The sequence below is a fragment of the Paenibacillus polymyxa genome, assembly GCF_015710975.1.
Taxonomy (GTDB): Bacteria; Bacillota; Bacilli; order Paenibacillales; family Paenibacillaceae; genus Paenibacillus; species Paenibacillus polymyxa.
Map to the genome: position 1 here is coordinate 4,423,339 of NZ_CP049783.1, position 24,453 is coordinate 4,447,791.

Sequence of the window (24,453 nt, forward strand, 5' to 3'; positions counted from 1 at the left end):
AACAACAGCCGCTTATAAGGGCGGTGGCTGTAAACTAGGCACAGAAATAGATCGCTACCTTAGTCGAGGGCGGTCTATTTCTTATTGTGGAAAGAAAGTATTAACACAACCAAAGTCGCAAATGAAATCATAAGCGTCAATGCTTGATATACCTCCACTGGCATCACCTCCTTTGCAGGAGACTAGCCGACCGCCCATCTAAGCCATTCTGTTGTAGGGATATTATACCATATTGATGTGGTAGAGAGAAAGAAACAATACAAACTATACTTGCTTGTTATTCAAATCAGCACTCTGTTTAGAATCAGGGTGATTCTCATCTAAGCCAACATACTTGTCTTTAATACTCTGAATTAATCTGATAATTTCTGAAATTCCCATTAGAGACAGTCCACCAAAAAACATACCACTATACATGCTTAGACTAACATCCCAAGTTACCCCATCTTTTAATGTGCTAAAGATAATCAATAGCACCGAAATGATAGTACAAACCAGTCCAATCCACTTAATTACAATACTTGTCTGATTGTTATTCATTTTTAATCCACCTCTCAAATTATACCATTAGTTTACCATGTCTTGGGTAATGGGTCTATAGTATTATGAGAGAGGTGAAGGTAATAGATATTGCTGTTAGGGGTATATAAGAAAAGAGCCTAATTAAAGGCTCTTTTTGTTTATCTGTATATTCATTTTTATTACATCATATAAGCTTTTAGCCCAATATAATCGGAACTACCTTTTTCCACTAAATCAATTGGTTTAAGTCCATCTTTGTTTTTAATGTTGGCGTTAGCTTTGTAAGTTATGCCTGTTAATTCACCAAAATAAAAGTTGTTTTTATCGATTACACTCTCGTGAAGCGGCGTGTTTCCAAGAGCATTTTGAATATTCACGTTCAAGGCATTTTTCTTGATCACTAAATATGTCGCATAATCATTCTTACGAATTACCCAGTGAAGGATTGAATCTCCATTTGCATCCTGACTATTAATCGTCAGCTCACCACTAGCAATGGCTGCTGCAATCTTCTCGCTATCCAGTTTATCTCCTTTTGTGTATTGATCCACGTTAAAGGTTTTACCTCCTTGCTTAACCGCTGTTGTTGCTGGCTCACTTTTTGTGGTGGTTGTAGCTGATGGGGTAGAGGAGGGAGCAGGTATAGCTCTATTGCTTTTCACTAGCTCAATTTTTGCGCCAGAGGCACTTGCTACATTATAGCCCATTGCACTTGCTGTATCTCTTAGAGGAAGATAAGCTTTACCATTCACATTGACAGGACTATCGTTTAACTTAGCTTCTTGTCCATTGACCACAATCTTTGTAGGTGTCAATGTTGCTTTTAAATATGTACTTGCTCCTGCTACGCCACTAACTGCCACTGCAACACCAAATATTGCACCAGCGAGGAACGTTGGAATTCGCTTCTTCATTGTATATCCTCCAATTATTCGATTAGCATATGATTTTACACATACTTACAATATATATCGGATAGGAGGGAGTGGAAGTTTATAGGAAATATTAAAACAAAAAGACCCTGTAAAGGGTCTCATTAATTAAACCTATTCAATTTATTCACAGGCTTCAATTCTCTATTGGCGCTGTTAACGTATATCTGTTTGATTAAAAAATAGTAAGAGGATTACCCCACCGACCAAAGTTTGGTAATCCTCTTACTCTACATTTTTTCTTTAGTCACCGGATTACTAATATATTTATTATAAATCACTCATTTTGCAGAGTCAACAATAAAATTAATCTCTTTTCTAACTCCTATATTTTTGTTATCAATAGTCTACAGCTTACATGAAGTCGTAGCGAGTTCCGTTGAAGGTTATTTTGCCATCAGCAGAGAGGACGATAGAGGCTTTACCGTTTGATATTTTGATGTCTCCTTGATCACCGATGATATCAATCTGCTTACCCATGAAAATAAGTTTAGCCGAATCTGAATTGACGTATATACCGTCATCTTTTAGTTTAACACTTCGTTCTTTGGCACTGTTGCTGGCATTGTAGATAAAATCCATGCTTCCGTTGGGCTTCTTAATCCAACCGATACCCGAACCACCACTACCCCCGTCACCAATACCCATTCTCCAAAATGGAGTGCTACTGTCGCCTGAACCTTCGAATCCACCTTCCATTTTGGCTTTTTCATCCATCTCGTATTCGAGCACAGGCCATTCGGTTTCGTCGGTAGTCATTTGTCCTGCTTGAGTTGAATTTTTCCAGTACAACGGTTTGCCATCATCCAAGGTTTTCTGTTTTCCAGCGCCTTTAACTTTACCAGTTATCCATTTGGCAGTATTGCCTTCAATGCGGATATAGTTTGACCAATCTGAGAGAGCTGCATTAGTCAAAGTCGACAGGCGTCCTGCTACCAATGCAGAAATATATCCCATATCAGATGTAACCATATTTGCAGCAATTAATTGGGCATCAACGCGTCCCGCACCCAAAATATTCCACCCATCCATGTTTAAATCGCGTGTAGCTGTGTCTAACAGGAAGCGACCATTTGGATCAGTTAGTTGTAGGTTTTTGAATCTGGCACGACCGTCCATGTAAATAGCAGCCGGAGCACTATCATCTGTTGCACCTACACGAATACCGTTACGATCAATAACGACCACTCTATTACCACTACCAACCTGGAATTTACTATCAACAACCAGCGAATCTGACAATTCAGCACCAGTCATCCAAACTTTACCGTAGTAATCCGCGTGAAATGGAGCTGAAGACCAATTTGAGGAGCCTAAGGCTAAACCGTCTTTATCTATTCTGAAAACTCTTTCACCTTCGCCAGATTGGAAATTACCCTTCATAAACAAGTCGCCATCGGGTGAGGTATACAATGTCTTTTCGAATGAGCCATTTTGGTTACGTTCTAACTTGAATCCATCTGCATTGTCGAACGTAAACTTATTTAAAACTTTATCATTTCCGCATGTGTTTGGTTCTTCAAATCGATTGAATCTCAATCCAAACTTATCTGGATTTTCTTCCAATAACCCAAGCTTAACGACTTCACGTTTACATCTGTCTTGAATAGTTAGTTTAGAACCTTCTATAGTGAATACACCAGTTGTATCACCAATTACTATGCGTTCTCCAAGAATAAGCTTCCCTAGCACCATTTCTGCAATGACCCCATCCGCGGAGATCGCAGTTTCCCATTTATTTCCATTTGATCGAGTTAATCCTAGTACCCCGTGTGTTAGCTTGAGGTATCTCATACTATCTTTGTCGTCAGTAATTGTTATTCCAGTGTGGTCTATGGTAACTGTCTCATTAATCGCCATCTCTAAACGTTCTTTTTCTCTATTCCATACATTCTCAAACAGCTTATTCATTTCAGATGAATCAAATACTGCTTTGTCATACTTGAACTTATTCAAATCCAACGTAACTCCATGAGTCCTTACATCTTGGAACAACTTATCAAATTCATTTCCCATTCTGCTTACGTCTTTAACATTGGATATCGTCAGACTAATATTCGACTGTTCATAATCATATTCAATCTTAATTATTCTTGCCGTAACATCTACACCAGTCGGTTCATATTTGATGTTAACGAAATCGCCAAGATTCATCTTCTTCCAATCATATTGTGCTTCAATTATCTCTAAGAAGTTAACAATATCAATTTCCATGCTTAGTTGTGGACGTAGCAATTCTTTGAATTTCTTCATTGTTTCATCGTACAAATCTTGCTCATCTATGTATTTACTGTCTGAGTAGTCCTGCGTAATAATATAAGAATCGCTTAACTCCATCATTTGCTCATGTGTAAAGTTCTTATCATATGCAAATGTACTTCTCAGGTTACTTATCTTGTTGGAAACGGTAGTCAGATTAGCTTTAACAGTATCAATTTCAGCTTGTTTCTGTTTAATCTGCATTTCCTTATTATCTAAACTGTATCGCTCAATAATTTTTGAATCTATACCTGAATCATATTCATCAATGCTAATGTTACATACCTGAATGTATACGCCTGTATTACCACCGCTAATAGAGACATTGGCATGATCCTGATATCGAACTTTACCCAGAAGTCTCCATTGATTAGAAGAAACAGCTTTACCTGATCCATCTAAACTAACTGTAACCCCAGCCGTGTCATCAACCTTAATCATAACAGCATAGCCAAAATCAGAAGACAGCTTGAAACTACGTGAACTGCTACCAGAATGTTGGTACTTCTCAAAGAACATTTTCGTATCAAATTGCTGAGATATTTTCGTATCTGCAACTACAACTTCATTTTTTACTAGCTTATCCATATCAACTTCAAGCAGAGCTAGTTGTTTTTCATAGCCTTGTTGTTCTTTGAGATAAGTATTAAACTCTGTTTTCTTTGATTCGATTAGTGCTTCAAAGTCGAGTAGGGCATGACACAACGAATCACTCATGTAATCACTGTGTCTAATGACATTCCGATTAGCATCCCTTTCAAATGGATACATGAAATATTGAAAGCTTTCTACATAGTTTTGCCCAGTAGGATTTACTTTTTCAAATGTCATATCATCTTGACCAAATCCCTTTAACCTCGTGACTATAGGTTCAGAGGTTGAATGTCTAGTCATCGATTTTAAATACTTATTCCAACTGAAGGTCAATCCTTTATTTGTTCCAGTGAGTTCAGGCTTTTGTAATGAAATGGTGTTTTTATCAGTATTGAAAATTGTTATAGCATTATATGTTTCGCCAACAGTCAAAATCGCATCCAATACATTTGTACTTGAGAAGTCAAACGCCCTATAAGTTAATTTGAAATCAGCATCAATGTAGTCGATCTTCCAAGTTGTTGGTGCAAGAATTTCATTCAATATTTGTTCGGCATGATACGATTCTACAGTTAATCCACGAATAGCAAAACCAACTAGAAGACCAGCCGTAGAAATACAATTCAATGTACGAATGTCAGATTCATCTGAACTAGAATCTTCAATGCTTTTAATATAATACCAGTCAACATTGTTTCCACTTACCACCTTAATCAGATATCTTTCTCGAATTAGGTCAATGTTTTTATTCGGAATTAAACGATGATTGACATCTATGTAAAAGGGGATTGATAACTCTAATTCATTAATATCGTGCCATGTAGTAGAAATTTTATCATTAAACGCCTCACTTATTTTGCTTATCTCTGTTCTATCTGGTCTACATAAGAAATATTGAGGTTGAATAGGTTTTAAATTGTAATCAATTTCTCCGAGCAATGTATCACCTCTTTAGAATAGTGGTGGGGGAGAGGTGATCCCCACCGATTATAGATTGAAGCCATAATTATTTCCTAGAACGCCTCTCTTTGATTGTGCTTTAGCGGCATCAATTAATTTGGTTAAGATAGTCGATCCTGACTCCTTATCATTTGCATGAATTTCAACCTTTTCAAAATGAAAACTGTTAACATTAGAAGCAGTAGACGTATTATTGTTTTTAACAATATTGGGGTTGAAAGTACTCTTAACTGAATCAACAATGCCACGTGTTACATCAATGATTTTCAACAAATTTCCCGTATCGCTCTTATTAAGAACCAATTCCTTTTCATGAGCTAACAGAAATTTACCTCCAGAGAAAGTAGGGGTCATACCTCCTGTATCAGCACTAAACACTTTCTGTTTAACCAGATAGTCGTAGCTTCCATCTGGAAACCCCCATTTTGAGCGCATTGCATCATTGTCCGCTTTAAGAGACTGAAATTGTGCTTGAAGACTTTTAATTTTATTAGTGTCTGGTTTCTTTTCACGTTGTAACTGAACGACTTGTTTAGAAATATTTTCAGCCTTTTGCTTGTTGGAAAGGTATTTTTGCCAATCTCCTTTTTCTTTTTCCTTATTGCTGCCATTACTTGAACCATTTCCGTTTCCATCGCCAGTTCCAATGCCCGTGTTATTGCCGATTCCACTATCTAAGTTCAAGAAATCGTCCAACTTACCCTGATCCATAGAAAGACTATCTAACATGTTCTGCATTTGCTTGCTTGTTTCTAATGATTGTTCTTGGAGGAAAGTGAAGAACTTCGAATACTCGCCTTTTAATTCGTCAATTACAGATTTCACCTTAGTCTTGTCATTGGACATGAGGTCTTGCTTCATTCTATAGAATCGTTGTTCGTCTTCAAGAATGTCATCATACTTCTGCTCAGTAAGTTCTTTTTCTCTATCGATGTTATCTGTAATTGCGTCATGAGTTCGATCTTCAGCATCTTTGGTTTTATCAAGGTACTTTTTGCGGTCTTCTAACTGGTCATTCAAGCCTTCTTTACGTAATTCACGCTCACGGTCAAGTTTAAACTTATCGATCTCTTCATTCTTTGCATCTAGTTGATCGGTTAAATCTTTCCTTTTAGCCTTAGCTTCATAGGAATTATTAAGAGCAAGCTCATTAATTTTATCCTGTATCTTTTGGCGCTCATCTAGTTTCTTTTTGAGTTCCTTGTCATAGTCATCAGATTCGCTTGTTCGATCTAACTCCTGAAGCTGGCGTTTAATAATCTCTTCAAATCGATCAGACTCTTCTTCGAGATTTTTTAATCGAGCTTCATGTCTCTTATCTTCAGCTTCTTTTTGTTTATCGATAGCCTTTAAAGCTAAATCCTTCTGTTTCTCAATCTGTTTTTTGTATGCTTCAATAATCTTATCAGCAGCCGCAGATTTGATAGAGTAGATAGCATTGTTATACTCAAGGTTCTTCAACGTTAGATCTTGAAGACGTTTAGACAATTCCTCTTTATTCTGTAAATTCAACTTTTCATTTTTCAATTGTCTCTCTACAGCTAAAATCTCTTTCTCTGTAGCTACACGTTGCTCATTTATCAACCCAATCTGAGTTATAAGCTCTTGTTGATATGCCTTTGAGTTTTCGTCCAACGATTCCATACGAGCCTTGGACAGCGATATCTTATCAGCAGCAGCATCGATCTTTTTCTCGTATTCATCGAGATTACTCACAATGACAGCATAGTATTTTTCTTGTTTCTGCTGCTCAAGCTCCCACCACTTTGTACTGTTGGATGCTTTTTGTTTATCGAATTCACCAGACGTAATTTTGTTTAGCTTAACTAGATTATCAAGATTAATATTCTGAGAAACCAATTCCTTTTGCTGCGCTGTCAGCGACTTAATTTGAGCAGATTCTTCTTTTCTCCAGTTTTTCGATACTTGATCATATTTTGCTTGTCTACCTTGCGACTTCGCTATTTCCGCATCTAAAGCATCTATCTTGTTCTGACCGATTGTTACATAGTTATCAATGTAATCAATTCGTGCTTTATAAATGTTGTCGTATGTAGTTGTTCTTTGTCCACGTGCATCAGCTTGAGCTTTATCCATATCAGAAGCAGAAGGGAGGGTGTATTTATTTTTAGATTTCCCACCTGAAACTGAAGAAGTGTCGCCATCATAGTATCTCAATACGTTGCCAACATAATTTACGTCACCATAAACCTTGCTTCCCGTCTTGCTCTTTTGCAGAGCAGAGAATTTTTTCATATTCTCAACGCTGTATCCACCATTTTTATTGAAATAATCCAATATTCCTGGCCCCATATTATACATAGCCAAAGCAATTTCAACGTTGCCCGTTTGATTGAGATATTTTGCAAACATTGAGGTACCAGTTTTAATACTGCTTTCAACGCTAGTGTTTTTACCAAGGCTGCTAACTTGCATGACGTTTTTAATACCATTGGCACCATTGGAAGACTCCTGTTGGATAATAGCTTTGATTAATGCAGGATCTACACCATTCGCTCCAGCATATTTATTAATCAAGTCAGCATTTTTGCCAGTTACTTTTGTTGATGTAGAAGTGGAGGGAGGTTGAATTTCTGGAATAGCATTAGCACCGGGAATACGTCTAGCACCACTGTATTTATCTGCCCAATACTTGTCGTTCAGGCTCCCTTGCTTTAAGCCAGAATTGCCCATCTGCATAAAGTTTCCGTCACCCATATACACACCAACATGTGAATTAGCTTTACCTTTGACAGTGTTAAAGAATACCAGATCGCCCTTTTGCAAATCCTTTTTATTGGTTACAGCTTGACCTTGTTTTACTTGCTCTTGCGTAGTTCGGGGAAGCTTAATATCAAGGAATTCCTTAAACATCTGTTGTACGAACAAAGAGCAGTCGGATACAGCAGTTGCCGTAAACTGGTCATAACTAACATTCGATTTGGCGGCTTGGCTATATTTGAACGTTTTGGACGAAGACAAGGACAAGGCTTCGGAAATCATTGAATCTAAACCAGTTCCACCTTTTGTAGTAGTGGTAACTTTCGTAGACACTAACTTAGATGGATCTTTAATACCTTCGGTTAGCAATGCAGCTTGCTTTTCAAGGAGTTTAATTTCCTCTTTAAGAGCTTTACCGTATTCCTCAGAACCTTTTTTTAATCGACTCTTCTTACTGTTTAAAGCATCTTGAGCTGCTTCAACAGCCTTTAACTTCTTCTGAGTTTCAGTTAAAATCTCATTCGTCTGAGACATAGAATCATTGTATTGGTCGTTCTTCTTTTTTGATTCTGTGCTAACACCATAATTCGGATCGTCAAACAATTTCCCTAAATCATTTAGCTGCTTATACAAATCAGAAACCGTTTCAACTTGACTCTTGGTGTCATCGATTAATTTATTATGTTCTTGAGCTAGTTTTGGGAGATAGTTATCCATAATGGGATTCAAACCCGGCAGAATACTTGGAGCTTTTACATTCATTCCATCAGACGTTGGAATCTTTTTGGAATTCAGCTCATCTATGGCCTTCTGCTTATTTGCTATCTGATCTAAGGCATTGACTTCGATATCATAAATCTTTAATCGATTTAATGTGGCTTGAAGGAGTTGAGTAGTCTTTGTCTTCTCTTGTTCTAAAGTGTATTTGGTTTCAGTTATCTTTGCTTTCTGTAAAGCTTGAATCGCTGATTCTTCAATTGTCCAACCGTCAGCAACTTTTTTGATGTGCCCAGCAAGAGAAGGGTACTTAATAATTAACTCAGCTACTTGATCTGCATTTAAGGCGTTACCTTTGCTGATATCTGCCATTACCTTGTTTAAATCTTTAATCTCCGAGGTAGTGTCCTTATATGCTGATTGGAGAGATTTTTGTAATGACTCAATTTGTCCAGAAGTTTTAGCGAATTGTTGGGCAGCAACATCAGCCATACTAAACGCCGGAAACATTGCCATTACAGATTCTTTATAGTCTCCAAACATTGGAACCCCTTTAGTTATGGTTTCCAATAGCTCAGAAATATCGTTGCGGACTTTCAATATCTCATTATTATTTTGAGTTGAAGGGTCAAGTTTAAACGCATCGCTTAGTTTTTGATATTTTTGAATTAAACTTTCAATATTACTGTTGTTGAGACTATCAACTACTTGGCGTATTTGTTTTTCTTGGTCAGTAAGACTAGAAGAGTTACCAGCTATAGATTTAACCATCTCTTGAACAAAAGCGCGTTGTGAATCAGAAACCGTTTTACCTTTGTCAGTCAGCTCGAATATGTATTGAGTCGTAGAATCTTGAAGAACTTTTACTCGTTCGCTTAATGCTTCATGTAATTTACCATTCGACTCAGACATTTTTCCTTGTAATTCAGCGTCAGTCCGATTATATTGCTCTAACAATCCTTTAGCAGAATACTGGAGTTGATCTAAATCTTTTCCAAAAATAGAATCAGAGGTAGCTAAATCACCATATCTTTTCAAAATATCAGATGTATTTATTTTTGTATCAGGTGATAGCTTTCCTGATTCCATATCTTTCTTTAATAACTCTATTTGTTTCTTGGTTTGATCTATTTTCTTTTGGTACTCTTCAACTTCATCTTTACTATCTTTTATTTTTGTTGTGCTTTCATTGTCTTGACCAGCCAATTTAGAGCGATTAAGTGAATTTTCCGCTTCAATCTGCTTTTGTAATGCTTCGGTACGTGCATTTATAGCCTCAACTGAATCAGTATAGGCTTTACCTTCGGCATTAATCTTGTTAGCAGCAACACCATACTGTTCAACCAGCATTACTTGAATTTCTAACAATCTCTTTTTCTGATCAGTGTTAATTGTTTGATTGCTTTCAGCTTCTTGGAGTGTATTCATTTCCTGAGACAAATCTTCTATAGACTTTTTTTGCTCTCTATAAGAGTTTACAGTGTCATAGTTAATTGTCCTAGCTTCTCTGGCGGCTTCGTTGGATTTTGAAATCCAAGAAAACAGTTCTGTCAAAGCCCAAGTAACTCCAGTAATAATGGCTAATGGTGCAATAGTTCTACCCAAGGCAGCAAAGGAGGTACCGAGTATTTTAAGTGAAGCAGAGGCGAGTCCATTAGTAGCTATAAGGGATCGCAATTCAAGTTTAAACAGGTTTAATTTCAAAGGAATAGTAGTCAAGAGTGTGTAAAGTGGAGTAAGCCCAGTTTTTGAAAAAAGCATAAAGGCTAGTGTAGCAGCTCCTACAACTGTAGGGAGAAACCCAATTGTGCTAGATACTTTACCTAATACGTTAATAAGAGTAGTTCCTATATCAACAACACCCTTTAGGAAACTGGCACTAATTGAGTGCTCCCAAAAGGCACTGACTGCATTGGTAAAGGTATGAATTCTTCCTTCTAATGATGCTAGATAGGTTTCATTTTCCTTAGAAGCCGAGCCGAATGAGTTAATACCTGCTTCTAAAGAAGCTTGAGCATCTTTCCAGTTACTAATCATGGAAGCAGCAATATTACCTTGCATTTTACCAGCTACTAATTCTAGAACATCTGCTTGTTGAATATCGCTAAGATTCTTCCAAATCTTTGATAAGTCATCGAATATTTCATATGTACTCTTAAAAGTTTTATCATCTTTTTTTAAGGTTAATCCAAGCGATTGAAACTTTTTCTCAAGCTTGGGAACGAGTCCATCAATTGCTTCTCCATCTTCTCCCACACCACGCAAACGCATTGACAGTGTTTTGAGTGCATTACCTACTTTAGCTGGATCTTGCACTGTACTATTTGCTGCTGTAATTAGTGCTACAGATTGTTCTATTGTATTACCAGCAGAGGAGAGGGAGGATGCCGATCTTTGTACCGCTTGACCAATCCCTTCGGTGGAGATGGCAAATTTATTACCAACCTCATTATAAACATCTACGACATGTTGAATGTTTTTGCCTTCGTTGTCTACTTCAATGCCAAAGCCTTTTATAGAAGAAATAAGCTGCTTAGATGCTTCTTGGGCATTAGATATATCACCTACATTTTGATAAACCAATGTTTGCTTTGCTAATTGCTGCGCCTGTTGGATTGTGTAACCTAATCTAGCCCATTCAGTAGTGGAGTTAATTACATCTAGAGTCAAGCCACCAATTTCATTTGCTGTTTTAGATGAGTTCAAAATGACTTGTTGATACATTTCATTTGTTTCATCTGTAACTTTCTTGAGATCAGTCATTGCTTTATCAAGTTCGTAGATATGCTGAATGCCCTCTTTAAAAGCGTTGATTGGAGCATAGATCGCGGCGGTAACTGCCGACCACATGATCATACTTTTAAGTATGCCCTGTATTGAACTACCGAAAGTTTCAGAACTTTTACTGGCTTCATTAAAACCTTGTACTGTTCTTTTTAAATCGTTATTTAAATTCCCTAGAGGTGACTTAAAATCACCAATATTACGTATACCTTTTAGTCTATTTTCTAATTCAGCTAAACTATTTTGAGCTTGAGTGTTACCACTAAATTTACTTCTGGCATCATTAATCTTTTGTTGTGTATTTGCCACAGATTGAGCATATTGCTGATCTCTTTTAGCATTTTGTTGTAAAGCTAAGGCATGTTGCTTTTCTTGTGCAATTTGTCTTTCACTATTCGACTTCAAAGCTTGATAGTGAGCACGATCCAATGACTCAGCAGCTTTTAATGATTGCTCTTGGTTACGTCTGTCGATCTCTCTATTTCTTTGTAATGCTTGATAGTGCAACTTATCCATAACTTCAATGCGTTGCTTGTTGGACTTTAATGCATCATAGTGTGCTCTATCCATAGTTTCAGCCGACTTAAGTACAGCTTGTTGCTGCTTTAATATTTCATTAATCTCGCTATAGTTTTTTACGTTTCCTTGTTGATCCAGTTTAACGGAAATCTGTTGCCCAGAGTCATTCTTATATGTATTTGTAGTACTATTTGTTTCACCAAGCTTATTTTTATTAGCTCTTGTTTTAGCTAGTGTATAACCTTCAAGCTCTTTTTCTAGTTGTTTTAGCGTACGAATCTGATCTTGTAGAGATTTAGATTCATCATTTACAGCCTTTTTATTTGCATCATGAACTGTCTTTGTCTTTTCAATTACTTCACCGTTCTTTAAAACTTGCTGAGTAACTTGTTTAACAGTACCATCTAAGTTTTTGTACACATCTTGTGTTTCTTTTACAACTCTATTTTGCTGTTCCATTGCTACATTAAGCTTCTTTGTAGCATCAACAAATCCTTGAATCGATTTTACAAAACTTTGGTCTACATTAATTTTTAAATCTAACTTCTGAAGAGAAGGGTGCTTGCTCAACGCTTTAATTGAAGCATTTACATCCCCAATTGATTTACCTACATTTAAGCCAGCACTTATTAATATACGCATATCTGCCATTACGTTTAAGTCACTTCCTTTTTTTACTTTAGAAAAATAGAAAAAAGAAGAGACTTAATATCTCTTCTTATTGTTCATCCTTATATTCAATTTGTTCTACAATTTCACAGAAGCGAACATACCAGTCTCCTTCGGTACCAGTAAACTCGGTTGGACCACGATTGATCACCGATTCCTTAACAGATAGGAGCATTGCTTTTCGTTCATCTGTTTCATCAATTACAATTTCTTCATTATAAAGCTTGTTTAACTCAGAGAGCCGTTCATTATCATTCTCGAAGGTATATTTTCCGTTTTCAACAATGGGATTTCCTTCTTTATCTTTAATCACATAATCAAGATTGATATCATTTGCATCATTTAAAAGTTCTGTGTAATGGTCGGTAAGTAAACCTTTAAATTTAACTCTATGTCTAGTGTCAGTTCGGTCTGTTTTTAGTTTATCTAGATAAGCTATAAAATTTTCAAGTTCAAATTTGTATAGTTTCATTTTGACTCCCTTTAAATTAAGATATGTAATTGTGATAAAAGGATAGTTTTACTGGGTCAAGCTAATTAAAAAATCTTATTTTTCTCATCTTCAAAATCACGCAGGTCATAAATAGAGGTAGTGGAAATATCATTGTGATGCGCCACAAACTTGGAGACTATCTTAATATCTTTCCCACTTTCAAGGAGATATGTGATACATGAATTTTTGAAAATATGAACATTAACCCTACGCTCTAAAATATCAGAGAGGGTATTAGAACAAAAGTCATCTGCCCAAGCAGGAGACATCGCTTTAATTTCATTTCCGTATTTAGTAGTAAAAATATATTCGCTATCATAGCCACGAGAATCAACCCATTTTCTCAGATGGGGAATAACGTCTAATGGAATCATATATTGAATTGGCTTTCCGTCGATTGATTTTCCTTTACCTCTTACATTGTGGGTCATAATATAATTTTTGTCATCCGACACTTCATAATCCAATATTTCAGTCTTAAACTGAATGATCTCTGATCGTCGAGCACCAACTCTAAAAGCGGTAGCCAACCAAGCCATTCCAAGCCAGTTTTCGTCTTCTTCTAAAACGCTCATCATCATGTCATATTCATCTTTAGTAACCTTAATTTTTTCATAAACGCGATTCTTGGCGATAGAAGGGAGGCCACGAGTGAAATTTCGGAAGCTCTTATAGTTTTCATCTTCTTCTGCGATGATGTTTTCTATATGATTACAAAAACTTGAAATGACAGACTTTCTAAAACTGATTGCTGACGAGGACATTTTTCTATTGTCGCGTATATAGCTTAGGTAACGAAGAAAGTCTCTCTTTGTAATTTTGTAAAATGGCTTGTTGTTCATAGAGTTAACCATGTACCAGCCAAACTGCCTAATTACACTCGTGTATTGTTTGCGAGATTGAGGGGAAAGATCCTGCACAGAAACAAACTCTTCAGCATTAAATCTATAATCTTCATTGACTTGCTGCCACATATCATCTGTGACTTCGGCTTGCTTTTTAGCTGGTTCGCGCAAAGTATTCTTTTTTACTTCTTTTTTGCTCATTCACATCAAATCCTTATGTATTATTAATGAGTATTTAGGTGAACTCATCACGTTGTTTTGGATTCATTAAGAAACACTCCCATGTATTTTCATAAATTACATCACAACCAAGAATTTATATTCATGGCCTAATTTCTTAGTCATTAAAATCCAATAGCAAACCTGTCGCAATAGAATTTAATATAATATAGCCATTGTTTTCAACACCAAATTTACTATAACTATCGTTACTGAGGTAAGGATAATATTCCATTAATCGATCAGACAAGTCGTCTTCATATTTTATCAGTACTGTAAAATCCCAATATTTTAATTTGAAAGTTCTGTTTAGGTATGAAATAATATCTTTTGATTCTATAAGTTTTAGCATATCAGTTTTGTTTATGTTTTCCCCATTATCAATTAATGTGTTTAAACCATAAATAAAAAATGCAATCATGTGTTTATTGATTTTCATATATTCTCCTTATATTGTTTAATATTTTTTAGTTTTACTTTATTTCTGTACGTCCAATCCTTTTTTACGTAATCCCTTATATAAAATAGCTTCGACTACGCCGCTATTCTCCAATTCTTCTCTAGTTGCTTCGGTGAATGGTCTTGCTACTCCAGCGTAAGGAAACGAATATTGGTATCCTTGACCCGTCTCAACAATTTCACTCACATTCCTACCATCATCCATACGTTTACTTTCGATAGATACAGTGTCCTTAGCTATCATTCTTACTTCGATGTTTTCGTCATCGGTTAATCCACCATGTTCGCCTTGTCGCTGATAAACAGTAGGGGAATATACGGAATACACTTCTTCCTGAATCTTATCTTTCATTATTTCTTTTGCGGTATTGCCTACATCAACCTTTAATGTCTCAGCAATTTGTTCATCCAGTTGTTTCATTAGATCCGTCAGATTGTTGAAATCCATTATCATCACCATCCTGATTTAAAGCATTGGCTAACATAATTTCTCCTACGGTTGCCTTAGCACTTTTCGCAGCCTGTTTAATCTTATTGACAATCTTTTGATATTCACCTGCAGGAAACTTACTCAAAAGCGCCTCTGTAATACCTTTATCTGCAAGCAATTCAGATAGCCCAATGATTTCTTTCAGTGTAGCCTTTTTTGGAACGGGAATATTGGTAAACTCTCTAAATGCTAAAACAGGAACTAGTTTCAATGTCCCTTTAATCAATTCATTGTCCAGTTGATCATTTTTTGATGTTTCACGTAACTCTTGAAGGTATCCAATATAAGACATAGCAACGTTCTCGATTAGAGAGTCGCGAAATTCAACGCTTACAGCAACTTCGTATTCTTCTCCATCATTAGTTTTGATGTACTCATTTTTCTTTTTATTTAGACTAGTCTTTAACTTATTGAGTTCAGTTGCTGTTAACTTCTTAGCCAATAATTACACTCTCCCTTAACGACAAAAATAAGCATCAACAACTTGTGATGCTCTAATGTCGTAATTGTGATATTTATATACAAATCTTTGTGCTTTTTTTGCTTTGATTTTTCGCTGTCTGTCCGTCATATTAAGAACTTCGTTTACCATTTGAATCATTTCTTCAGTCGTATTGGGGAGATAGATTAAGTCATGGAATAGATACTCTTGAGCTTTAGTCCAAGGGGATACAAATACACCTCCACCAATTGCAATAGCTTCAAACGGCCTCATTGAAGTTTGTGTGATAGAATGATCGTCTAAGTTTTGTCCAATGATAATTTTTGAAGAAGAGTAGAGTAGAGGGAGTTCTTCATATGCCTTATATCCCTTATATACATGAGGATGACTCACCAAATTTATTTCACGGTTTCCATCCATCCACCAATCATTACCGTAAATAGATATATCAAATCCTTGTTCAACCAAGGGCAAAATAAAGCCTTTCGTTTGTTTAGATCTTCGTTCGTAGTTATTAGCTACTAGTGAAATATCATAACTTGCCTTAGCGGATACTGTCTTGTGGAAGGAGGGGTTACACCCAAATAGCATTAACTCTGCTTTTTTCCCTTTGCTCCAGTAATTTTGTAAACATTCGGCGGTGGTAGTAAAGATGTGATCAGCATAGTCTGACCAGTAGTCGCCTATCCAGTGGTCATGAGGAGTATCTTCGATTGCCCAATAAGCATGGAAAATGCCTTTTTCTTTAGTGTGTTCAAATATATCTTCAGCAAAGTTCGCAAAGCATTCTGAGAATACAATGTCGGGTTTATAATTTTCAACTACCTCTTTGAATAACTCACTCTGGATTTCCTTAGACTTATCCCACAGTTGGTATCTACCATCCATAATATAAGTGTCACATCCAAGGTTTTTAAAGCCTGACGCAATACCATACTTGATTAACGCTGCATTATTTGTAAAAAGCACTTTCAATTTTTCAGTCAAGTATAACACCACTCTTTAAACAGTAATCATTAATGGCTTTAAGTATCTGTTCAGAACGTTTCTCCCATGTATTTTCTTTAGCGTGTTTAAGGCATATATCCTTATAGGTATCCATTTTTCCAAGTTCGATTGCTTTGTCGACTTGGGCTAAAAATTCATCGTCATTATCAGCAACTAGAACAGCTTCATCATAAATCTCTGTTTCCATCCATTTGGTAGCTACAGTGATTTTACCCGCAGCCATATGTTCGAACATTTTAATAGCACATGCTGCTTGTGTGATTTCCAATTTCGTATTGAAGGGAAGGAGACATACATCAGCATGAGCATAATAGTTGTAAAGGTCGTCGTGATCCTTGGTTCCCAATTTAATAACATTTGATGGACATTCCTTGCCAAACTCTTGTCCCACAAGTACAGTAGTATATTTCTCTGCAACTTTACGAATCAGACGAGTATCTACCCAAGAGCCAATAGCACCTGAAAAGAGGGCAATTGGGCCATTTAATGTTTTATATTCTTCAGGAATTTGTGAGGGTTTATTTATATACGATTCTGGACAAGCATTTCTGACTAGATATGTACTTTCACTGCTTTTGCTTCTAAGGTCATACAGAAACTGACTAGACGTTAACACAATGTCGGCTTTCTTAATGGCATCATCTTCATACTCATACCAATCGCTAAAACTATCAACTGAATCATAAATATTAATCTTTGCTTTTATATCTTCGACATATTGAGCCGATTTTGCCCAAGTGTAATAAAATATATCTACTTTAATGCTTCTATGCTTAATTAATTTAAGTACTTCTTCGAAACTGTGATAGACAAATAAATTAGGCTCTACTTCTTCGGGCGGCTTGTCTGATTGAGTGTTATTGCAGAAAACCACTGTCCAACCTCTTCGAGCAAATTGCTTAACAATCTGTTGAGGACGTTGCGTGAGGAAATCCCAGTTAAGGGTGGGTGGATAAAGTATTATTTTTTGTTTCATTTAAGAACTCCCTTAAATATTCTGGACTCATAATATGATTCGAAAACACACTTAAATCACAAAAAAGCTCAAACCCTTTGTCCTGAGCCATTTTACAAAAGTATGCATCCTCGCCTTGCGGATGAAATCCGTATTTTACTGACTTGTAGACTTTACGGCTTAACATAATAACTGCCCCTGTAAGATCAACTTTTATAAGAAATGAAGAGGAGAGAGAGGGGGCTTTTTTGACATAACTGTTTACGATGTGTTTGTACAATCCCTGTTCAGTTATCTTCATGATGTTGGGATAAAGGTAAGGCTTATCGATATTAGCTATATATCCGTTCCAAATCAATCCTGAAATAATATCTTTGTTTGATTTGAGTAGATTATTAATAATATCAGGTTGAACAAGGATATCACTGTCGACAAATAACAATCTATCTGTTCTGGCTTTGGTCATGACATAATTCTTTAAAATACTCAAATGAGTGTATACATAGTTATTCCTAGTGCTTAAATCTCGTTTGTCTTCTGGGACATTGCGGTTATATTTCTCAATTCGTATTTTTTTATATTCGTGATGAGTTTTCTTGAATTCAGTCAATATGTTAAGTGACTCATCTTGAGAATCATTTACAACAAACAGTAACTCAATTTTATTTTTGGGATATTCAATATTTCTGATGTGTTCAAGATATAAAGGAAGTATCCAAGCTCTATTTCTAATTGGAGATGCTATTGTAATAGTTTCTGTACAAATAAAGTTTCATCCTCCCTAAAATAAAGAGTGGCTAGACATGATTGTCTACCCACTCAAAATTAGTTTTTAATTATACAAGTTCATCTTCATCATAGATTGTCATGATATAGGTTTCTTTACGATTTACTGGTTTCAAAATCTCAATTGGAATGTCAAATACAGAAGGGTCTCCTTCGGCAGCCATAGTAAGGTTCCAGTTATCTTCCATCTTGGCATCGAAAATTTGAATTTGTGCCGCAAAATCTTGTTTAGTGACTGTATCCCGGATCAAGCAATCTAGAATCAATTCATATGTACCAGCGAACTTATCAGAGCTAACTGTTATTTGTTTTGCTGAAGCACCTGTTTGAGTCGTATAATAAGCAACCAATTCTGTGCCATTAGTAAACTCACCTGTTTTAAATGTTAATTCTTTACCTTCAATCTTGTATTGCTTATCTCCAAGAGTACCAGTCGCAAATGTAATTTCTTCAAGATGAACTTGATCCTCAGAGAGCGTGTAAACACTATTTAGTCCATTAACAGGAGTAGCAGGAGTGTATTTCAATGTTGCCTTATCGTCAATTACTTTAATAATATCGCGATATTTGATAGGAACTTGTCCACTCTTAATATCATTACCAGTCATCATTGCAATAACTTCGTTTGTAAAAATAGCGTCTTGCAACGATACCTTACCGCCACGATCTCCAGAAAAACCAACAATACGGTTATTACCACGGCCACCCATTGCATATACAGTGGTTGCAGTGTTCTCAATTCCCGATGTTTTAAGATTTTGGAGTTGAATCTTTGCTTTACCAGTTTTCTTATCATAAAACGTAGCAAGTGCAACCTCACGGATTGCCCAAGTATTAGGTGTCAATATGATCACACATCTTTCTTATTTTAATTTGTTTGCCCAATGTATGTCAGCCATCTTTATACTCTTACCATCAAGTGTTCCAGCATAAAGAGCTGTTATTGTGTGGTGATAGTTATCGATATTGTTACTGACATACAGACCGTTGTAGATTTGATAAATATTCATTTTATACAAATCAAAAAGGCTTAACCCGTTGTCTTTCCAAGCTAAACCTGCAACTATACTATGTAAGTCAATTTTTTCTTTTACTTTTGGTTGTTTGGCTCGATTCTTTAAAATCATCTCTATCATCTTCTTAGCACGTGAGTTAGCAGGTTTAAATTCAGGCTCATTCTGTATCTCTACATTATTACCAAGCCTTATAATCTTTTGGATTATATTAAAATTACTATGATTTATTTGCCCCTTACCAATCTCAATATAAACATTATTTTCCGATTCTTTTAGGGTTGGACTCTCACTAAAAAACAAGTATATTGCTGCAAATGCATTAGCCTTAAACTCTTCATTGTGATAGCAGTTTGCATAAAAGATATCAAAATTCGTAACATTATTGTCTAAGTCGCTTTTTATCATAGTTTTATCTATAAGGAGAGATGCCAGGAAAGAATTATACAGAGACATGTTTATATCAACGATTTTTTCAAGAGAGGGGATTGTTAGGTAGCCAGCTTGCTCGATGTAAATTGGTCTACCGCCAAGTAACTTGAAATGGATATCTAATTCATCCAAATGACCACCTACTTAAATTCATATAACTTGTATTGTAAGTAGTAACCCACATAATTTGTATTTACGAACATCTCATCCATACGGTAAAACTCTAATTTTCCAATTCCTAAGATTCGTTCATCGTTAAATAGTTCATCAATGGCAGCAATAATATCGTCGTATCTCAGATTTTCATAATCGGTTCTTATTAAATCTTTATGCACCAAAACTTGAAAGTGTAGCAGGGCAGACTTGAATTTCAAATTATCTGTCGGTCTGTATTCTTTAAAGGAAAAAGTAACATACGAGGAAGCGTCACTAGATAACTCAGGAACATGATTGTAGGGGTATATTTTATTGAACAATAGAGAAGATGGATCATCTATTGTCTCTCGATTTAAATAGTTGCTATTATCGTACTGTAAAGCCTTACATAATTCTTGTGAGCTAATTAGCTTTTCTAAGACTTTTGTTCTGAGAGATCCTAATTCTCTAAATCGAGACATGTTAGTTCACAATAAAATCTCTGGTCAGTACATATTCCAGAAAACCACTAGTGTTCATATCCCTTGTATCATCAAATGTAGCGACGACCTTATCTACCTGATCCAGAGTAAGTGGAGTAGTTCGGTGAATTTCCTCGCCAAGACTATTACGAACCTTAACCTTATAATAATTACCATTAGGTTGTAGATTACCAAGTTCATATGTAAGGGCAATGCATTTTAGAGCTTCAAGTGCAGATCCTTTGTCGGCGTGTGTTTCCTTGGAAAATGCTAATTTAAGTTTATTATCTGTAGCAATCGAATAAGCATATTTATATTGTGGATTAATAGCTACGTCTAGATCAGCATCAATGATTTCAATTGTAGGTGTAGCACTAATAATTACAGAGTTATCAATCCCAGATGAGTGCTGCATAGAGTAGGGGAGGGGAGAAAAAATAAGCCAATTATTTGTAGCTCCTTGAATAAATTGCTCAAGCTTAAGTTCTCCAAAACGGATGATGGCTTGCATGGATACACTCCTTATAGTAATGATTTTATTTCAATTTCTTTTGTTGCATAAGCTAATCTGGTAGAGTTTTCGACATGCAAAATAACTCTGCCTTTCTTGTTGTTGGCTTTAATTTTACAGGCTTGTCCATCTTGTTCGATTATACTGGCTAAAGTGGTGGGTGTTGAACCATCAGACTCGGTTAACCAAAAACAAGCTTTGTCTTGTCGAGCAACCCCATTATCCTTAAACGAACAAGTGAAGGATTTAGTCATGTTATATTTAATAAAGTCGTCGCCAGTGATGTGAGCTGAATAATTATTTGTAGTGGAGGACGTAACATTAACTTGAATAGTTTGAGAAATATTTCTGAATGAAATGGTTATTTTACTTGTTCCTTTTTTTAAAGGGGTTACTAAACCAGTTGGAGAGACCCTTAAAACTGTTTCATCAGCGACAGAGTATGTAATTTGATCATCAACTTCCATTACCTTTGAATTATTGGTTAGTTCAATGTTCAACTGAAGAGTCTGATTTTCTTCTATAGCAACAGTGTCCTTAACATTCAAAACCCTCAGTTGGTAGTCAGCAATGTTGCCATTGTAATCGGCAATCTCAAGTTCTAAATTGTCAGCAGGGATTAAATCTTGCTCTTCTAATGTCAAATTTATTAATCCATCAATTAGACGATTGATCCCCACGGTTTTCCAAGCACGACCATCAATAATAAAACGCCTATTTTTCTTTATTTTCTCAGTCTCATTATTCTTTTGGATTGTTATTTGTCGTCTTTCATTAGGCATCATCAGGATTCTTCCTTCTTGGATGCCAAAATTAGATGATGTATCAGATTTAAAGGAGAAGGGAGCTTCTTTAATTTCTCCTTGATCGTCTAACCATTTAAGAGTTGAGTAACAAATTAGAATCACGCCACGATGATATAATTCCATATCATCAACATGATTACATAGCCAAGTCCTATCTTTCCATACAACCAAATCACCCATTTTTAACGGATGATTCATTGCAACAATATTCTTTTGTTCACGAATATCTCCATCATCAGTAATCCAAACTTCTTGATTATCGTCTCCATTGATACTCACTTGATAATAACTAGGAGATTGCGAGAAAGTTGAATTCATAACTTGCTTTGTGTGGGCAATATTTCTGTCTCTAACAGTTGTTTTACAGTTAGACAGATATGACTTGTATGCCTTGTAACTCATACTAATTCACGCTCATATTTTTCAAATAGTATTGCATCATTAACGAATCAGCACGTTCAATAGCCTTATCACGTAGTACAGCTTTTTCTTTAAAGTTCTGAGATTCGCTATATCTTTTCCAGTCAGATGAAGAAATCGCCAATCTCATATCAAGAATATTATTTACCTCTTTTTCAAACCATTCGCCAAGCATTAGCTGTGAGAGTATTTCTTGTTCTAACTCCGTTAAATCGGCAGTAAAGCTTCTGTTTTCCTCGTCTCTGTCAGACAGATCATTTTTACAGTAGCTGAACTTAACCAAGCCTGATTTAAGAAATCCCATAAGATAGTCTTCATAATCTTCAATCGAATTTAGAAACATTTCATCGATTGTATAATCCTGAATTTTACCTTGAAATCTCTCAAATATTTTTGAATATGGGGTCATGATTAATCCCCTTTACACGCTATTCTTTACTTTAGCCAGTTCATACAGATCTTGTTTGATCAATTTACCAATAGAGTCTATTTTGTATCTATCTTGGAATCTACTATCATTAGCCGCAATGCCAACCACAATTCTTTCAATGATATTTTCTTTTAACGTTGGAGAAACAGAATTTAATGTATCAACAATTTCATCAATATCAAGAGAGATAATATTATCAATTGTTTCACGACTCACAAATTTTTGGTAAACATCATCCAGATACAAGGCTTTAACCGCTTTTTCACTTTGAATCAAGAACGCCCCTTCATGAGCAAACTTAGTATGGTTGTCTACAATTGCTCGCACATCTTCGAAAGTAATCGTTTTAGAGCTGCCAAAATCATTGAATCTAATGGTAGATGTAGTGCCTGTTAGATTTAACCCACCATTAGTTAAAGAAATAACTCTAATGTATTCACGGGGATCAATATCTAATTTATCCTCAACAGATTCGAACAGAGAGTTTACTTTTTTAGTTTCTGTTTTGATTTCCTCATGAGAAGTTTCAATTTTTTTATTTTTCTCCAGTAAGTCTTCAACTAAAGAAGTGAGTTTAGCAACTTGATCTTCTAATGCGATTTCTCTTACTGTTTTTTGAGTAGATTCATTGTTTGTATTTTCAGTATTAGCTATCTCCATTTTCTTTGGTGCTGCCATCTATATGCCTCCCTATTATTTAATAAAAAGGTCGATAAGAATGTACTTACCGACCAATGGAATTATGAGAATTTATACAATCCATAAGCTGCTGCTGTAATCAACTGCACATCATAATTCTGCGATACAGAATATCCCATTGTTTGATCTGCATTATCTTCAGGTTTAGATTGAGTAATAATTGTGTTACCCTCAAAACCAATTTTGACTAGCTTATCAGAGCCAGAAGAGAGTACAACAGCGAAGTCACCATCGATAGCAAATTCATCGCTATTTGGCTTCAAACGTTGACCAATTTCAAAAAGCTCAGTGCCTTGGAAGTTACCCAAATGTCCGGTCTTATTAAATTCTTGTCCAAGACCAAATTGAAGGTACTGATTCTCTGGCAAGATACGAGCAAGTGCAGTTTTAGTGCCGAATACCACACTCTTGTCCGTATTGTTTGCAGCAGAAACACGTTGAACCAGATTGTTAAAAGCTGTAGAAGTAAAGGCAGCATTTTCTTTATATTTAGCGCCCAGAGTAGTAAAAGAGTCATAAATCGAAGAGTAAATGCGAGTAGTGATATCAGTTTCAATTGCTTGAGCTACACGTGCAACCCATGCGCCCCAATTTGTTTTTCCTGCAAGCACACGATAAAGTTCTTCATAAATTTCTACAGTACGGCGTTGAGGAGTAAGTGTTACATCTTTTCCGAACAAACGTTGCCGTTGATTACCTCGTTGACCATTAGCTTTAGTACTAACGACAAACAAATCTGGACTATCTACGTGAAACACCAGTTGATCGCCCCAGTTTACATTTTTAACTTCTGCGAACTGGTAAAAACTATCCAAAACTGTTTCAGGGATTACGATATCCAAAGTTTGAGCTACCAGAGCAAATGTTGCCCACTGGATATTAGGGTTAGAAGCCATCATACCTTCAGTAAAATTGGTATCAGACGGAATGCCTGCTAGACGGTAAGCTTCTTTTTTCAAGCCTTTGGTGAACAGTTCTTGTTTTGCATCAAGGGTTACGCCATCATTCGCATATTGAGCATACTTATTAAAACGACCATCTTTGTTGCGGTTTTGATAACAATAGTGGTACCAAGCTTCTACACCAGCTTGTACAACATCTTTTTCATTTTGCGACATATTAAAAAACTTAAGGCTACCATAGTTTTTCAT

Annotated in this window: 21 protein-coding genes; all 21 read right to left on the reverse strand. The window is 36.0% G+C overall.

Annotation, left to right across the window (positions count from 1 at the left end; translation table 11 throughout):
* Positions 1-74 precede the first annotated feature (74 nt).
* Complete coding sequence (locus G7035_RS27930) at positions 75-164, reverse strand: putative holin-like toxin (RefSeq protein WP_220457903.1); 90 nt, start codon at positions 162-164, stop codon at positions 75-77.
* 100 nt (positions 165-264) lie between these two features.
* Positions 265-540 (reverse strand): hypothetical protein, encoded by a 276-nt coding sequence (locus G7035_RS19760; protein ID WP_019687764.1) that lies wholly within the window; start codon positions 538-540, stop codon positions 265-267.
* A gap of 161 nt (positions 541-701) precedes the next feature.
* On the reverse strand, positions 702-1,436 hold the full coding sequence (locus G7035_RS19765; RefSeq protein WP_019687763.1) for a stalk domain-containing protein: 735 nt from the start codon (positions 1,434-1,436) through the stop codon (positions 702-704).
* 372 nt (positions 1,437-1,808) lie between these two features.
* Complete coding sequence (locus G7035_RS19770; protein WP_019687762.1) at positions 1,809-5,246, reverse strand: phage tail spike protein; 3,438 nt, start codon at positions 5,244-5,246, stop codon at positions 1,809-1,811.
* Between the two features lie 48 nt (positions 5,247-5,294).
* Positions 5,295-12,659, reverse strand: coding sequence for a phage tail tape measure protein (locus tag G7035_RS19775; protein WP_019687761.1), 7,365 nt, complete (start codon positions 12,657-12,659; stop codon positions 5,295-5,297).
* A gap of 67 nt (positions 12,660-12,726) precedes the next feature.
* A complete protein-coding gene (locus tag G7035_RS19780; protein WP_019687760.1) occupies positions 12,727-13,149 on the reverse strand; it encodes a DUF1617 family protein in 423 nt (140 codons plus the stop codon).
* 65 nt (positions 13,150-13,214) lie between these two features.
* The gene (locus G7035_RS19785) at positions 13,215-14,216 is read right to left on the reverse strand and encodes a tyrosine-type recombinase/integrase (protein WP_019687759.1); all 1,002 of its coding nucleotides are present in this window, start codon (positions 14,214-14,216) and stop codon (positions 13,215-13,217) included.
* Between the two features lie 136 nt (positions 14,217-14,352).
* Positions 14,353-14,673, reverse strand: coding sequence for a hypothetical protein (locus tag G7035_RS19790; protein WP_019687758.1), 321 nt, complete (start codon positions 14,671-14,673; stop codon positions 14,353-14,355).
* A 39-nt stretch (positions 14,674-14,712) separates the two neighbouring features.
* Positions 14,713-15,114, reverse strand: a complete 402-nt coding sequence (locus G7035_RS19795) for a hypothetical protein (RefSeq protein ID WP_230877796.1) — start codon at positions 15,112-15,114, stop codon at positions 14,713-14,715.
* Positions 15,098-15,625 carry a hypothetical protein gene (locus G7035_RS19800; protein ID WP_019687756.1) on the reverse strand — a complete coding sequence of 176 codons (528 nt, stop codon included), beginning with the start codon at positions 15,623-15,625 and terminating at the stop codon, positions 15,098-15,100. The genes G7035_RS19795 and G7035_RS19800 overlap by 17 nt, the downstream gene beginning before the upstream one ends.
* A 15-nt stretch (positions 15,626-15,640) precedes the next feature.
* Positions 15,641-16,612: a CgeB family protein gene (locus G7035_RS19805; protein WP_019687755.1), complete on the reverse strand. Its 972-nt coding sequence runs from the start codon at positions 16,610-16,612 to the stop codon at positions 15,641-15,643.
* Positions 16,605-17,609, reverse strand: coding sequence for a glycosyltransferase family protein (locus G7035_RS19810; protein WP_019687754.1), 1,005 nt, complete (start codon positions 17,607-17,609; stop codon positions 16,605-16,607). The genes G7035_RS19805 and G7035_RS19810 overlap by 8 nt, the downstream gene beginning before the upstream one ends.
* Positions 17,572-18,354, reverse strand: coding sequence for a glycosyltransferase family protein (locus G7035_RS19815; RefSeq protein ID WP_080561181.1), 783 nt, complete (start codon positions 18,352-18,354; stop codon positions 17,572-17,574). Before G7035_RS19815 ends, G7035_RS19810 begins: the two co-directional genes overlap by 38 nt.
* A gap of 70 nt (positions 18,355-18,424) precedes the next feature.
* Complete coding sequence (locus G7035_RS19820; protein WP_019687752.1) at positions 18,425-19,219, reverse strand: hypothetical protein; 795 nt, start codon at positions 19,217-19,219, stop codon at positions 18,425-18,427.
* An 18-nt stretch (positions 19,220-19,237) separates the two neighbouring features.
* Positions 19,238-19,951, reverse strand: a complete 714-nt coding sequence (locus G7035_RS19825; protein WP_019687751.1) for a hypothetical protein — start codon at positions 19,949-19,951, stop codon at positions 19,238-19,240.
* An 8-nt stretch (positions 19,952-19,959) separates the two neighbouring features.
* Entirely contained in the window at positions 19,960-20,436 is a 477-nt protein-coding gene (locus G7035_RS19830) for a hypothetical protein (RefSeq protein WP_019687750.1), read from the reverse strand.
* A 1-nt stretch (position 20,437) separates the two neighbouring features.
* Entirely contained in the window at positions 20,438-20,947 is a 510-nt protein-coding gene (locus G7035_RS19835) for a hypothetical protein (protein WP_019687749.1), read from the reverse strand.
* 11 nt (positions 20,948-20,958) lie between these two features.
* A complete protein-coding gene (locus G7035_RS19840) occupies positions 20,959-22,155 on the reverse strand; it encodes an Ig-like domain-containing protein (protein WP_019687748.1) in 1,197 nt (398 codons plus the stop codon).
* Between the two features lies 1 nt (position 22,156).
* A complete protein-coding gene (locus tag G7035_RS19845; RefSeq protein WP_019687747.1) occupies positions 22,157-22,582 on the reverse strand; it encodes a hypothetical protein in 426 nt (141 codons plus the stop codon).
* A 12-nt stretch (positions 22,583-22,594) separates the two neighbouring features.
* Positions 22,595-23,281 carry a hypothetical protein gene (locus G7035_RS19850; RefSeq protein WP_019687746.1) on the reverse strand — a complete coding sequence of 229 codons (687 nt, stop codon included), beginning with the start codon at positions 23,279-23,281 and terminating at the stop codon, positions 22,595-22,597.
* 62 nt (positions 23,282-23,343) lie between these two features.
* Positions 23,344-24,453, reverse strand: coding sequence for a hypothetical protein (locus tag G7035_RS19855; protein ID WP_019687745.1), 1,110 nt, complete (start codon positions 24,451-24,453; stop codon positions 23,344-23,346).

Excerpts from the sequence above, each read along its gene's own strand:
- G7035_RS27930 (WP_220457903.1), bottom strand. The coding sequence starts at position 164 with ATGCCAGTGGAGGTATATCAAGCATTGACGCTTATGATTTCATTTGCG.
- G7035_RS19760 (WP_019687764.1), bottom strand. The coding sequence starts at position 540 with ATGAATAACAATCAGACAAGTATTGTAATTAAGTGGATTGGACTGGTT.
- G7035_RS19765 (WP_019687763.1), bottom strand. The coding sequence starts at position 1,436 with ATGAAGAAGCGAATTCCAACGTTCCTCGCTGGTGCAATATTTGGTGTT.
- G7035_RS19775 (WP_019687761.1), bottom strand. The coding sequence starts at position 12,659 with ATGGCAGATATGCGTATATTAATAAGTGCTGGCTTAAATGTAGGTAAA.
- G7035_RS19780 (WP_019687760.1), bottom strand. The coding sequence starts at position 13,149 with ATGAAACTATACAAATTTGAACTTGAAAATTTTATAGCTTATCTAGAT.
- G7035_RS19785 (WP_019687759.1), bottom strand. The coding sequence starts at position 14,216 with ATGAGCAAAAAAGAAGTAAAAAAGAATACTTTGCGCGAACCAGCTAAA.
- G7035_RS19790 (WP_019687758.1), bottom strand. The coding sequence starts at position 14,673 with ATGAAAATCAATAAACACATGATTGCATTTTTTATTTATGGTTTAAAC.
- G7035_RS19795 (WP_230877796.1), bottom strand. The coding sequence starts at position 15,114 with ATGAAACAACTGGATGAACAAATTGCTGAGACATTAAAGGTTGATGTA.
- G7035_RS19810 (WP_019687754.1), bottom strand. The coding sequence starts at position 17,609 with ATGAAACAAAAAATAATACTTTATCCACCCACCCTTAACTGGGATTTC.
- G7035_RS19830 (WP_019687750.1), bottom strand. The coding sequence starts at position 20,436 with ATGTCTCGATTTAGAGAATTAGGATCTCTCAGAACAAAAGTCTTAGAA.
- G7035_RS19835 (WP_019687749.1), bottom strand. The coding sequence starts at position 20,947 with ATGCAAGCCATCATCCGTTTTGGAGAACTTAAGCTTGAGCAATTTATT.
- G7035_RS19840 (WP_019687748.1), bottom strand. The coding sequence starts at position 22,155 with ATGAGTTACAAGGCATACAAGTCATATCTGTCTAACTGTAAAACAACT.
- G7035_RS19845 (WP_019687747.1), bottom strand. The coding sequence starts at position 22,582 with ATGACCCCATATTCAAAAATATTTGAGAGATTTCAAGGTAAAATTCAG.
- G7035_RS19850 (WP_019687746.1), bottom strand. The coding sequence starts at position 23,281 with ATGGCAGCACCAAAGAAAATGGAGATAGCTAATACTGAAAATACAAAC.
- G7035_RS19855 (WP_019687745.1), bottom strand. The coding sequence starts at position 24,453 with ATGAAAAACTATGGTAGCCTTAAGTTTTTTAATATGTCGCAAAATGAA.